This window comes from Vogesella facilis, assembly GCF_042648525.1.
Classification (GTDB): domain Bacteria; phylum Pseudomonadota; class Gammaproteobacteria; order Burkholderiales; family Chromobacteriaceae; genus Vogesella; species Vogesella facilis.
This window is the reverse complement of record NZ_JBHRXN010000011.1, coordinates 45,046-57,642: the sequence shown is the minus strand read 5'-3', so window position 1 is coordinate 57,642 and position 12,597 is coordinate 45,046. Positions and strand designations below refer to the sequence as shown.

Genomic DNA, 12,597 nt, shown 5'->3' with positions numbered 1-12,597 from the left:
GGCGCTGTGTCTGCGCGCGCAATCCGCGTGGCGCAAGGTTGGCCGCAAGGCCGCCGCTTCCTGCCCGGTGACGTGTTTCTCAAACGCCGTACTTGAGGACCGTTCCCATGAATGCCAACACCGATATCCTTTCCCTGCGCATCCACGCCGCACTCGACGCGCTGCGTCGTGGCCTGCCGGTGATCGTCGCCGACGACCACGACCGCGAAAACGAAGCCGACCTGATCCTGGCCGCCGACGCGCTTACCGTGCCGGAAATGGCGCGCATGATCCGCGACTGCAGCGGCATCGTCTGCCTGTGCCTGACCCCGGAACACGCCGCGCGGCTGGAACTGCCGCCGATGGTGCCCAACAACGGCAGCCGCTACGGCACCGCCTTCACCGTCAGCATCGAAGCCGCCGAGGGCGTGAGCACCGGCGTCTCCGCTGCCGACCGCACCACCACCATCCGCGCCGCCATCAACCCGCAGGCGGTACCCGCCGACCTGGCACGCCCCGGCCACGTCTACCCGCTGATCGCCCGCGCCGGCGGCGTGCGCGAACGCCGCGGCCATACCGAATCGGCGGTGGAGCTGGCACGACTGGCCGGCTTCAGCCCGGCCGGCGTGCTGTGCGAGCTGATGAACCCGGATGGCAGCATGATGCGCGGCGCCGAGCTGGACGCCTATGCCGAGCGCCACGGTCTGCCGCAGCTGACGGTGGCCGAGCTGGTGGAATGGCTGGAGCGCAACGCGCATTGAGCTGGCGCGGCCACGCGTAGCCCGGATAAGCGCAGCGCATCCGGGGTGAGGCCGGCCCCGGATGCGCCTGCGGCTTATCCGGGCTACCTGCTAATAACACAAGAGGCAGAACCGAACCGACGCGCCCCAATCCCGTTGGCGCGAGCCGGGCAAAACGGTGCGCCCCAGGTGTTAAGCCGCCGATCTGTCTGAGTCCCGAGCCGTTAGCGAGGGACGAGTTCGGCGGCGCCTGGGGCGTGCCTTTTTGTACGGGGTTTCGAGCAGCCCCGGGTCGCCTTTTCTTTGGCTACTTTCTTTTGGCGAAGCAAAAGAAAGTAGCCCGCCCGCCGCTCGGCAGCGACAACCTCAAACCACCATCCGCACAGCGGATTCCACACCACCAAAACACGTTGGCCGCAAACCCGTTATGGTTTGCGGCCAACCTTCGCCTTGCGCGGTAAACGTTGGACTTCGCTACGCTCAGCCCAACCTACGTGCGGATGCGCGACAGATTTCATCCCGGGTGCACTGCAGCTACACACTCCCCACCCAACTAGCGAAAGCAGCAGTTTCAAATCAGCATCCGCCCAGCGGGCGCCACACCAGCCGCCACCCCACAAAAAACCGGCCGCAAACCGGCAACGGCTTGCGGCCAACGTTTCATCTCCGGCAGGGCTACTTCGCCTTCTTGCCGCCGCCATTGCCCGGCTTGAGGCGGATCGATACCCCGCCGCGGCCGCCGCCGGCCTTGTAGACCTCGAACCAGCCGGATTTCACCACCAGGTCGGACAGCTTGGCGTAGCCGTAGTTGCGCGGGTCGAAGTCCGGCATCCACTGGCCCAGCAGGCTGCCCACGCCACCCAGATCGGCCCAGCCTTCCTCGTCGTCCATGCTCTCGATGCCCTTCTGGAACTGGGCGCGCAGTTTCTTATCCAGCGGCCGCAGCACCCGTGGTGCCGGCTGCTGCCGGCCGCTGTCGGGCGAGCCTTCCTTGCTGCCGGCCTCTTCCGCCTTGGCGACTTCGTCGGCCATGGCCAGCACTTCCACGTATACGAACTTGCTGCAGGCATTGACGAAGGCACCCGGCGTTTTCTCCTCGCCGAAGCCCCACACCTCCAGCCCGTCCTCGCGCAGCCGGGTAGCCAGCCGCGAGAAATCGCTGTCGCTGGAGACCAGGCAGAAGCTGTGGTAGCGCCCGGAGTGCAGCATGTCCATGGCGTCGATCACCAGCGTGATGTCGGAGGCGTTCTTGCCCTTGGTGTTGGGGAACTGCTGGATGGGGTGGATGGCGAAGCGCGCGCACAGCTCGCGCCAGGCCTTGTCGTGGCGGCTGAAGTCGCCGTAGACGCGCTTGAGCGCCAGCACGCCCAGCTTGCCGGCCTCCTCCAGTACGTCCTCTATCCAGGCCGGCGACACATTGTCCGCGTCTATCAGTACCGCTACGTTGTTGGACATGATGATCCCCTTTTGCTGCTGCCGCGCGGCCGACAGCCTGCGGCAGCACCTTGTTGTTCAAAGCCGGTTCACGCTCGCGCAGGCGTGCATGCGACGGTGCCGAGGGTGAAGCGGCGATCAGCGCCCGCCAGCCACGTCCAGCAAGTGGCCAGTGGTAAACGATGCCGCGTCCGACAGCAGCCACAAAATGGCGGCAGCCACTTCTTCCGGCTGGCCGCCGCGCTGCATCGGCACCGCGCTTTTCACCCGGTCGACACGGCCCGGTTCGCCGCCGTCGGCGTGCATCTCGGTGTAGATGAAGCCGGGGCGCACGCCGTTGACGCGGATGCCCTCGGCCGCCACCTCCTTGGCCAAGCCCAGGGTCAGCGTGTCCAGCGCCCCCTTGCTGGCGGCGTAATCCACGTATTCGCCCGGCGAACCCAGCCGCGCGGCGGCGGACGAAACGTTGACGATGGCGCCGCCCGGCCCGCCGTGGCGGGTGGACAGCCGCTTCACCGCTTCGCGGCAGCACAGCATCGGGCCCAGCACATTGGTGGCCATGATGCGCTGCCAGCGCGCCATGCTCATTTCGTCCAGCCGCATCTGCTGCTCGAGGATGCCGGCGTTGTTGACCAGCGCCGACAGCGGCCCGAGTGCCGCCTCGCACTCGGCAAACATGCGCAGCACGTCCACTTCATCCGCCACGTTGGCCGCAATCGCTACTGCCCGACCGCCAGCGGCACGGATGTCGGCCACCACCGCCTCGGCCGCCGCGCGGTTGCGGTGGTAGTTCACCGCCACCGCCCAGCCCTGCTGCGCGGCCAGCCGCGCGGTGGCAGCGCCGATGCCGCGGCTGGCGCCGGTGATCAGCAGCACCTTGCTCATGTTCAGCCCTTCATCAGGTTCTTCAGCGCCAGGCGCACGCCGTCGCTGACGGTAACGTCCGCCGCCAGGCCCTTGGTGGCCGCGGCGGCCTCCTTCTCGTTGTAGCCCAGCGCCAACAAGGCATTGACGATGTCGCTCTTTTCATCCGGCGTGGCGGCGAACGGCAGGCCGCCGGGTACGGTGAGGTTGCCGCCGGTGGCCAGTTTGCCGCGCAGCTCCAGCACCAGGCGCTCGGCGGTTTTCTTGCCGATGCCGGGTACCGAGGACAGCCGCTTGATGTCCTCGCTGGCCACCGCGATGGCCAGTTCGTCGGCGGTCATGCCGGACAGGATGGCCAGCGCGATCTTGGCGCCGATGCCGGTGATCTTGATCAGCTGGCGGAAGGTTTCGCGCTCGTCGCGGCTAGCGAAGCCGTACAGCAGGTGAGCGTCCTCGCGCACCACCAGGTGAGTGAACAGCGTCACCGGCTGCCCCAACGCCGGCAGCTGGTAGAAGGTGGTCATGGTGACGTCCACGTCGTAGCCGACGCCGCCCACGTCCACGCTGATTTGCGGTGGCAGTTTTTCCAGCAGCTTGCCGCTGAGTCGTCCGATCATGCCGGGTCTTTCACAAGGTTGGCCGCAAGGCGGCACAAGGAAGGGAGATGGCGCCGGGCACAGCCTGGCGCAGATGCCGGCCGGGTAGCCGGCGGCTTGCCCGGCATTGTGCCACAGCGCCGCCGCCTGCCGTGCCGCGCTAGAAGCGCCAGCCGCCGTGCGCGCCCACCACCCCGGCCACGGCGGCAGCCAGCGTCAGCGCCAGCAGGCCCACGTGCAGCCATTGCAGCAGGCGCATGCTGCCGGCCGGATCGCGCGCCGCCCTGTCGCGCAGCCAGCGGTGGATGAACAGCGGCTCCAGCAGGAACAGCATCAGGAAGAACGGCAGCCAGGCGGCCAGCATCAGCTGCAGCCAGCCGCTATCCAGCAGCCGCGACCAGCCGGCCGTGGCGTGCAGCATCCACAGCCCGCTGCCCAGCGCCAGCAGCACCCACAACCGCGCTTGGGCGCCGAAGCGGTGCTCCACGGTTTCGAACAGCGCGTATTGCTGTGCTGCGGGGATGTGGCGGCGGATGGCCGGGATCAGCACCACGGTGACGAAGGCCACGCCGCCCACCCACAGCAGGATGGCCAGCACGTGCAGCGCGCGGGCGATGGCGTAGTCGTTCCACATGGCGGGCTCCAGCAGTTTGAAGACAAAAGGATGCCAAACATACTGATCACCGACCTTGGCCACAAGCAAGAAAGCATGAGGATCACGCCAGAATCAATTGGATTACACCGACTCAAGCAGTACCGATAACCCCGCCAGCTCGCACTCAGTCAAGCCAACTGCCTGCGTATCGGAAAACAAACGCCAAACGACACCACGCCGGCCCTCTGCACCATCCTGTGGCAGCACCAACCATCGCAGATCGTCATAGCGGCTTTCAAGCAGAATGGCGATTTGACCCGGAGACAACACCGCCTGTCCAATATCTAGATAGCCATCGCAGAAGGGTTCAGACAAACCTTCATACTTACAACTGCTACCCCCTTGTGTGGACAGATCAGCAAGACGGGCTACCACATCGCCATCCAGTATGCTGTTTACTGTGGGCAATGTAAGACCTCGCAAATCCAGCGGTTCCGCCAGCAATGCCTCCAGAGAAAGCGCGCTGAATTCACCACTAACATTGCCATGCTCATCCGCCGCTTGCCAAAGGCCGCCTTGCTGGGCAAATAGTTTGCCATCTACAGATGTCAGTACATAAGGGAGCACTCGACTGGACTGACAGAATTGATCCCAGATATGGCTGTCCCCCCTTGGGGTAATACCAATCCAAAAATTATCGAAGGAAAATAGGTCGATATAGTCACATGGCAGCCACAACCGCTGTTCATGTGCTGAAAAAAGACCGTAGCGTGCTTGCCTGCTGGAGCTGACGGATAGGATCAGAGCCGGCTGCGGTGAAAATACACGGGAAACCAATAGCAAAGGCATGGTCAGTAGACAATTCATGCCTTCGTCGTAAATGCTACACATCCGATGCTGCTCGGGTGTCTCATCAAACCGTGTCAATACGAACCAAGAGGGCTGATCCAGCCAGTCGATTTCTATCAACCGCTCACTGGCCTCTGGATCGAAGATCAAACCCGTCTCTCGACCAGACGGCAGGTGCATCAAGCCAATCCTGCATGGGTAACTACCATCATCCGATACGGACATGAGCTGCAGCAAAAGATCACTATCCTGTTGATGGAGGACACCAATCATGCCCAGATCGCCCAGTAGCATCCATGGTGTCAATTGCTGGTCATCAGAATCACGCCACAATGAAAAAGCTGCCGGATCGCTTTCTTTGCCATAGCAATAAAACCCCAATGCCTCATTTGCATTTTGTAAAGAATCCCGCCAAGACGACCAGAATATGGATGTAACTTCGTTCATAGATTCCTTTTGCTGTTGAGCAAAAAAAATAGACATCCGTAAGACTAATTACTCACACCACAACAAGGATTGCTTCTAGCTCACACCAGCCGCCCGCCGCGCACCTTCAGGCCCTGCAGCGCCAGCTTGCCGATAGCGCCGCCGCTGTGGTTGGCGTGGGTCAGCGCCACCGCCAGCGCGTCGGCGGCGTCGGCCTGCGGCGTGCCGGACAGGTCGAGCATGCGCACCACCATGTACTGCACCTGCTCCTTGGGCGCCTTGCCTTGCCCCACCACCGATTGCTTGACCTGCAGCGCGGTGTACTCAGCCACCGGCAGGTCGCGCAGTACCAGCGCGGTCATACAGGCGCCGCGCGCCTGGCCCAGCATCAGCGTGGCCGCCGGGTTGACGTTGACGAACACCTGCTCCAGCGCCGACTCGGTGGGCTGGTAGGTGTCGATCACCTGGTGGATGCCGTGCACCAGCACCTTGATGCGCTCGGCGAGGGTAGCGCCCGGCGGGGTGCGGATGGCGCCGGAAGCCACGTAGTGCCGCTGGTTGCCGATCACGTCGATCACACCGAAGCCGGTGATGCGGCTGCCGGGGTCGATGCCGAGGATGCGGCGCTTCACGCCGGCTGCCAGCCCCGGGCGATGGCATCGGCCTCGGCCAGCCGCTCCGGGGTGCCCACATCCAGCCACAGGCCGTGGTGACGCGCGCCGCTCACCTGGCCGCGCGCCATCGCCTCGCGCAGCAGCGGTGCCAGCTTGGCCGGCTGGTGCGGCGGGATGGCGGCGAACAGCGCCGGGTGGTACAGGCCGATACCGGAGAAGGTCAGCCCGATGCCGTCGCTGGCATTGCCCGCCAGCCGGCCATCCGCCAGCAGGCCGAAATCGCCGCCCGGATGATGCGGCGGGTTGGCCACCAGCAGCAGGTGCGCCAGGTGGCGCTCGCCATCCAGTGCTGCCAGCGTTGGCCGCAAGGCGACAAAGTCGACGTCGGTGAGCACGTCGCCATTCACCACCACGAATGGGGCATCACCCAGCAGCGGCAGGGCGGTGGCGATGCCGCCGGCGGTTTCCAGCGCGCTCTTTTCGCGCGAGTAGGCCAGGCGCACGCCGTAGCGGCTGCCGTCACCCAGCGTGGCTTCGATCTTGTCGCCCAGCCAGGCATGGTTGATGACGATGTCGCTGAAGCCGGCGGCGGCCAGGTGCTGGATATGCCAGGCGATCAGCGGCTGGCCGCCGACCGGCAGCAACGGCTTGGGGGTGTGGTCGGTCAGCGGCCGCATGCGTTGGCCGCGACCGGCGGCAAGGATCATCGCTTTCATCGGCTTACTGGTCCGAGGACAGCTTGGTGGCGCTGAACACCGACTGGATGCTGTCGTCGTTGTCGTCCGCATCCAGCCCCACCAGTTCCACGATCAGCTGGTACAGCGGCGCCAGCTCGCTGTAGCGGCGGGTGGTCTTCTTCAGGTACTTGATGAAGCGCGGGATCTCGCTGCGGTATTTGTCCTTGCCGTCGCGGTGGTACAGGCGGGCGAAGATGCCGGCCACCTTGAGGTGACGCTGCACCCCCATCCATTCGAAATCGCGATAGAAGTCGTCGATCTGTTCCGGCACCGGCAGGCCGGCGGCGCGCGCCTTCTCCCAGTAGCGCACCACCAGGTCGAGCACGAATTCCTCGTCCCAGCCGATGAAGGCATCGCGCAGCAGCGACACCAGGTCGTAGCTGATCGGGCCGTATACCGCATCCTGGAAGTCCAGCACGCCGGGGCGATCCGGGGTCAGCATCAGGTTGCGCACGATGAAATCGCGATGCACGTAGACCTTGGCCTGCGCCTCGATGCGCGGCAGCAGCACCTGCAGCGCCGCGTCCCAGCGCTGGCGCTGGGCGTAGGTGAACGGCTTGCCCAGTTCCTTGGCGGCAAACCACTCCGGGAACAGGCTGACTTCGCGCAGCAGCAGCGCGTGGTCGTAGTCCGGCAGCACGCCGGGCTGGCTGATCTTCTGGATCTCGACCAGGGTATCGATGGCTTCCAGCAGCAGGTGCTGGTGCACCATCGGGCGCTCGTCGTGCTGCAGCGCGGCGAGGAAGGTGACCTTGCCCAGGTCCTGCAGCAGCATGAAGCCCTGCTCGCGGTCGCGCAGTTCGATGGCCGGCACGTTGGCCGCCGGCGCCAGCACCTCGCGCACCGCCACGTAGGGGTCGGTGTTCATCTGCTCCGGCGGCGCATCCATCACGATGCGGCTGCTGCCATCCGGGAAGATGGCGCGGAAGTAACGGCGGAAGTCGGCATCGGCGGCGGCGAATTCCACCGCGATGTCCTGACCGGGAAACTGCGTGGCCAGCCACGCTTTAAGGGCTTCGAGTCGCTGCATAGTCGCGTATATCGGCAAATTGGGTACAATGACGCGATTGTAACCCGCTTTCACCAGCCCCCACACTCACCGACAGGCTGATGCCATCCATGTTCTCCCGCTTCCGTCTCGCTCCGCTGACTGCAGCACTGCTGCCCCTGTTCCTCACCCCTGTTGCGCTGGCCGAGACCATCAAGGCGGGCGCGCTGCAAGTGGAGGCCGATACCATCTCTGGCCAGATGGACAGCCAGCTGCGGGCCACCGGCTCGGTAAAGGCCGTCCGCGACACCCAGCAATTCGAAGCCGACTGGCTGGAATACTACGTCGACAAGCAGTTGATCCGCGCCGGCGACCGCGCGCGCATGCGCCAGCCGGAGGGCACAGTGGAGGCGGATGCGCTGGAGGCCTACCTGGCCACCGATACCGGCAGCGCACGCAATGCCGATTTTGCCTTCGGCCAGGGCAAACGCGTGTTGCGCGGCCATGCCGCCGCCCTGGAGATGCAGGGCAAGGGCAACTACCAGCTGCAGACCACCCGCGCCAACACCTGCGCGCCCGGCGATGACTCCTGGTACCTGAAGGCCGGCACCATCGATCTGGACTACGGCCGCAACGTCGGCGTGGCCAAGCATGCGCGGCTGGAGTTCGAAGGGGTGCCTTTCCTGTACACACCGTGGATGGACTTCCCGTTGGACGGCGGCCGCAAGAGCGGCCTGCTGTTCCCCACCATCACCACCGGCAGCGACGGCCTGGAATTCGCGCTGCCGTACTACTGGAACATCGCCCCCAACTACGATGCCACCATCACCCCGCGTTATATCGAACAACGCGGCGTGATGCTGGGGCTGGAGGGGCGTTACCTGCAGCCGGACTACAGCGGCAAGATCTACACCGAACAGCTGCCGAACGACAAGAAGACCGACAGCAACCGCTCGCTGTGGGCGCTGGAACACACCCAGACGCTGAACCAGGACACCACCTTCGGCCTTGATGGCCGCTATGTGTCGGACGAAGACTACTACGACGATTTTGGCAACAGCAGCACCGCCGCCACCAGCAGCAACCTGCTGCGCGAGGCCTGGGTCAACTACAACCCGGGCTGGGCCAGCTTCAAGCTCAGCGCCTCGCGCTACCAGACACTGGCCGGCGGCAGCGAGCAATACGCGCGCGTGCCCAAGCTGGCGATCAGCAGCAACAAGACGCTGTGGGGTTTTACTGCCAACCTGGAAAGCGAAATCACCCGCTTCGAGCACCGCAATCTGCAGGATGGCTGGCGCACCGTGGCCTACCCCAGCGTGAGCTGGAACCTGGACAAGCCGTGGGGCTTCCTGCAGGCCAAGTTCGGCGTGCACCACACCCGCTACCAGCTGGATGCCTACAACGGCAATGCGGCCAACACCTTGGATCGCACCCTGCCGATCACCACGCTGGACAGCGGCCTGACCTTCGAGCGCGACACCCAGCTGCAGGGCCAGGACTTCACCCAGACGCTGGAGCCGCGGCTTTATTTCGTGCACATCCCACGCGTGGACCAGAGCAATCTGCCCAACTTCGATACCTCGGAAAACGATCTCAGCTTCGCGCAGCTGTTCAGCGAAAACCGCTTCTCCGGCTATGACCGCATCAATGCCGCCAAGAACATCACCACCGCGCTCACCAGCCGCCTGCTGGACAAGCGCAACGGTCTGGAACGCCTGCGCGTGGGCATTGGTCAACGCTTCTACCTGAACGACGACGACATCACCCTCAGCGGCGCGGAATCCAAGCGCACCGAGAACAGCTCCGACATCCTGTCCACCATTGGTGGCGATCTGACCCAGGCCTTGCGTCTGGATGCCACCTACCAGTACAACCAGTCGCTGGGCAAGACCGAGCGCTTCAGCACCCAGCTGCGCTACAGCCCGGCCGCCGGCAAGGCGCTGAGCCTGCGCTACCGTTTCGGCCGCAACGAGCTGCTGGACAACGACGGCAACTACGGCCCGCTGCGCACCATCGACATCGCCGGCCAATGGCCGATCGCGCGCAACTGGTACGCGGTGGCCCGCCAGAACTACTCGCTGCAGGACAACAAGGTGCTGCAGCGCCTGGCCGGGGTGGAATACAACCAGGGCTGCTGGATCGTACGGGTGGTGGGCGAGCGCTATCTGACCGACATCAGCCAGTACAAGAATGCGGTGTTCCTGCAACTGGAGCTGAAAGACCTCAGCAGCATCGGCAACAACCCCATGGAAACGCTGCGCCTGGCCATCCCAGGCTACAGCAATATCAACAACATCGCGGATACAGAATGAAAAAGCTTCTCCTTGCCGCCGGCCTGATCGCCGGCCTGGCCACGCCGGCGTTTGCCATCAGTACCGCCGACCGCATCGTGGCAGTGGTCAACAACAGCGTGATCACCCAATCCGACCTCAGCAAGCGCCAGCAGGAGGTGACCGCCAACCTGCAGCGCCAGAACATCGGCCTGCCGCCGGCAGAGCTGCTGGCGCGCCAGGTGCTGGACCAGATGATCAACGAGCAGCTGCAGCTGCAGTTTGCCGGCAACAACGGCATCCGCATCGGCGAGCTGGAGCTGGACAACGCGGTGCAGAGCGTGGCGCAGCAGAACAAGACCGACCTGCCGGGCCTGCGCGCGCTGCTGGCCAAGGACGGCATCACCCTGGAGCAGCTGCGCGAGCAGGTGCGCAAGGACATGCTGCTGCAGCGCATCCGCGAGCGCGAGCTGGCCAGCCGCGTCAGCGTCAGCGACCAGGAAGTGGACCAGGTGCTGAAAAGCGCCATCGCCAGCAAGCACACCGAATACCACCTGGCGGTGATCCAGGTGAACGTGCCGGAACGCGCCGACGCCGCGCAGATCGAACTGCGCCGCCAGAAACTGCTGAAGGCCGCCGCCGAGCTGAAAACCGGCAAGCCGTTCGCGCAGGTGGCCGCCAGCTACTCCGAAGCGCCCAACGCGCTGCAAGGCGGCGACCTGGGCTGGCGTAGCGCCAATGCGCTGCCGGCCGACTTCATCCAGATGCTGGACAAGCTGCCGGTCGGCGAAGTCACCGACATCGTGCGTGCCAGCGGCAGCCTGTACCTGTTCAAGCTGGTAGAAAAACGCAACGACAGCGCGCCGCAATTCGTGCAGCAGCACAAGGTGCGCCACATCCTGATCAAGACCAACGAAGCCACCTCCGAAGCCGACGCCTACACCCGCATCCTGCAGGTGCAGGATCGCCTGAAGCGTGGCGCCAAGTTCGAAGACCTGGCCAAACAGTTCTCCGAGGACGGCTCCGCCACCCTGGGCGGCGACCTGGGCTGGGTATCGGAAGGCGACATGGTGCCGGACTTCCAGCGCGCCTACCTCGCGCTGTCCGCCGGCCAGGTCAGCGAGCCGGTGAAATCGCCGTTCGGCTGGCACCTGATCCGCGTCGACGAAGTGCGCAGCCAGAACGTCAGCGAAGACCGCGAACGCCTGGCGCTGAAACAGCAACTGCGCCAGCGCAAGATGGAACAGAGCTACACCGACTGGCTGGAGCAGCTGCGCTCCAGCGCCTTTATCGACGATCGCCTGATCGAGAAGTAAGTCCCGAGCAGGGCCGGCCTAGGCCGGCCCTGTTGCTTTTGCGGTGCCGCCGGCGCATGCCGGAGCACGCGGTTTGCCTGGCGCCGGCCTATACTGGCCCGGCTTGCGCAGCGCCGGCCCATGCCGGCCCTGCTTGCGTCTACCCTGCCGGCTCCGGCCGGCCCTGTTTGCGGCTAGCACCCACACCATGAACCCGACTCTTCCCGTATTGGCCATCACCGCCGGCGAACCGGCCGGCATCGGCCCCGACATCGTGCTGCGCCTGGCCGAGCTGGCACTGCCGGCGCGGCTGCTGCTGATCGCCGACAAGAGCCTGCTGCAACAGCGCGCCGCCCAGCTGCGGCTGGAGGTGACGCTGCACGACTACCGGCCGGATGCCGCGCCGGCACCGGGCACGCTGGAAGTGCTGCACGTGCCGCTGGCGGCGCCGGTAGTGGCCGGGCAGCTGGATGCGGCCAACGGTGGCTACGTGCTGGCCACGCTGGACGCCGCCATCGCCGGCTGCCTGCGCGGCGAGTTCGCCGCCATGGTCACCGCACCGGTGCACAAGGGGGTGATCAACGACGCCGGCGTGCCGTTCTCCGGCCACACCGAATACCTGGCCGAGCACACCGCCACCCCGCTGGTGGTGATGATGCTGGCCGGCGGCGGCATGCGCGTGGCGCTGGCCACCACCCACCTGCCGCTGCGCGCGGTGCCGGACGCCATCACCCAGGACGGGCTGACGGCGGTGCTGCGCATCCTGCACGCCGACCTCACGCACAAGTTCGGCATCGCCGCGCCGCGCATCCTGGTGGCCGGCCTCAACCCGCACGCCGGCGAAGGCGGCCACATGGGGCGCGAGGAAATCGACATCATCGAGCCAACGTTGGCCGCATTGCGCAGCGAGGGCATGCAGCTGATCGGCCCGCTGCCGGCCGACACGCTGTTCAACCCGGACAAGCTGGCCAGCGCCGACGCGGTGCTGGCGATGTACCACGACCAGGGCCTGCCGGTGCTCAAGCACGCCAGCTTCGGCGCCGGCATCAACATCACCCTGGGGCTGCCCATCATCCGCACCTCGGTGGATCACGGCACCGCGCTGGATCTGGCCGGCAGCGGCCGCGCCGACCCTGGCAGCCTGTTCGAAGCAGTGCAACTGGCGCTGACACTGGCGACAAGCCAGCGGCGCTGACTACGCTGCCATGCA

General features: G+C 65.4%; 12 protein-coding genes. 4 read left to right on the top strand and 8 right to left on the bottom strand.

Annotated elements, in window-relative coordinates; all coding sequences use genetic code 11:
• Nucleotides 1-107 precede the first annotated feature (107 nt).
• Nucleotides 108-740: a 3,4-dihydroxy-2-butanone-4-phosphate synthase gene (gene ribB, locus ACFOLG_RS05695; protein ID WP_386089446.1), complete on the top strand. Its 633-nt coding sequence runs from the start codon at nucleotides 108-110 to the stop codon at nucleotides 738-740.
• A gap of 654 nt (nucleotides 741-1,394) precedes the next feature.
• On the opposite strand, the gene ACFOLG_RS05690 is transcribed toward ribB, so the two are convergent.
• The 8 genes from ACFOLG_RS05690 to amgK all read right to left on the bottom strand — a co-directional run bounded on the left by ACFOLG_RS05690 (nucleotide 1,395) and on the right by amgK (nucleotide 7,864).
• The gene (locus ACFOLG_RS05690; RefSeq protein WP_386089443.1) at nucleotides 1,395-2,174 is read right to left on the bottom strand and encodes an NYN domain-containing protein; all 780 of its coding nucleotides are present in this window, start codon (nucleotides 2,172-2,174) and stop codon (nucleotides 1,395-1,397) included.
• A gap of 117 nt (nucleotides 2,175-2,291) precedes the next feature.
• Complete coding sequence (locus ACFOLG_RS05685) at nucleotides 2,292-3,038, bottom strand: SDR family oxidoreductase (protein WP_386089440.1); 747 nt, start codon at nucleotides 3,036-3,038, stop codon at nucleotides 2,292-2,294.
• A 2-nt stretch (nucleotides 3,039-3,040) separates the two neighbouring features.
• Nucleotides 3,041-3,634 (bottom strand): Holliday junction branch migration protein RuvA, encoded by a 594-nt coding sequence (ruvA, locus tag ACFOLG_RS05680; RefSeq protein ID WP_386089438.1) that lies wholly within the window; start codon nucleotides 3,632-3,634, stop codon nucleotides 3,041-3,043.
• Between the two features lie 139 nt (nucleotides 3,635-3,773).
• A complete protein-coding gene (locus tag ACFOLG_RS05675; protein WP_386089436.1) occupies nucleotides 3,774-4,247 on the bottom strand; it encodes a hypothetical protein in 474 nt (157 codons plus the stop codon).
• A gap of 102 nt (nucleotides 4,248-4,349) precedes the next feature.
• Entirely contained in the window at nucleotides 4,350-5,504 is a 1,155-nt protein-coding gene (locus tag ACFOLG_RS05670) for a hypothetical protein (protein ID WP_386089434.1), read from the bottom strand.
• Nucleotides 5,505-5,584: 80 nt separating this feature from the next.
• A complete protein-coding gene (gene ruvC, locus ACFOLG_RS05665; RefSeq protein WP_386089432.1) occupies nucleotides 5,585-6,115 on the bottom strand; it encodes a crossover junction endodeoxyribonuclease RuvC in 531 nt (176 codons plus the stop codon).
• Nucleotides 6,112-6,813: an N-acetylmuramate alpha-1-phosphate uridylyltransferase MurU gene (murU, locus tag ACFOLG_RS05660; protein WP_386089430.1), complete on the bottom strand. Its 702-nt coding sequence runs from the start codon at nucleotides 6,811-6,813 to the stop codon at nucleotides 6,112-6,114. The genes ruvC and murU overlap by 4 nt, the downstream gene beginning before the upstream one ends.
• A gap of 4 nt (nucleotides 6,814-6,817) precedes the next feature.
• Nucleotides 6,818-7,864, bottom strand: a complete 1,047-nt coding sequence (gene amgK / locus ACFOLG_RS05655; RefSeq protein WP_386089427.1) for an N-acetylmuramate/N-acetylglucosamine kinase AmgK — start codon at nucleotides 7,862-7,864, stop codon at nucleotides 6,818-6,820.
• 89 nt (nucleotides 7,865-7,953) lie between these two features.
• On the opposite strand from amgK, the gene ACFOLG_RS05650 reads away from it, so the two are divergent.
• The 3 genes from ACFOLG_RS05650 to pdxA all read left to right on the top strand — a co-directional run bounded on the left by ACFOLG_RS05650 (nucleotide 7,954) and on the right by pdxA (nucleotide 12,582).
• Nucleotides 7,954-10,134 carry an LPS-assembly protein LptD gene (locus tag ACFOLG_RS05650; RefSeq protein WP_386089424.1) on the top strand — a complete coding sequence of 727 codons (2,181 nt, stop codon included), beginning with the start codon at nucleotides 7,954-7,956 and terminating at the stop codon, nucleotides 10,132-10,134.
• Nucleotides 10,131-11,408, top strand: coding sequence for a peptidylprolyl isomerase (locus tag ACFOLG_RS05645; RefSeq protein ID WP_386089422.1), 1,278 nt, complete (start codon nucleotides 10,131-10,133; stop codon nucleotides 11,406-11,408). Before ACFOLG_RS05650 ends, ACFOLG_RS05645 begins: the two co-directional genes overlap by 4 nt.
• Before the next feature lie 187 nt (nucleotides 11,409-11,595).
• Entirely contained in the window at nucleotides 11,596-12,582 is a 987-nt protein-coding gene (gene pdxA / locus ACFOLG_RS05640; RefSeq protein ID WP_386089419.1) for a 4-hydroxythreonine-4-phosphate dehydrogenase PdxA, read from the top strand.
• Nucleotides 12,583-12,597 lie beyond the last annotated feature (15 nt).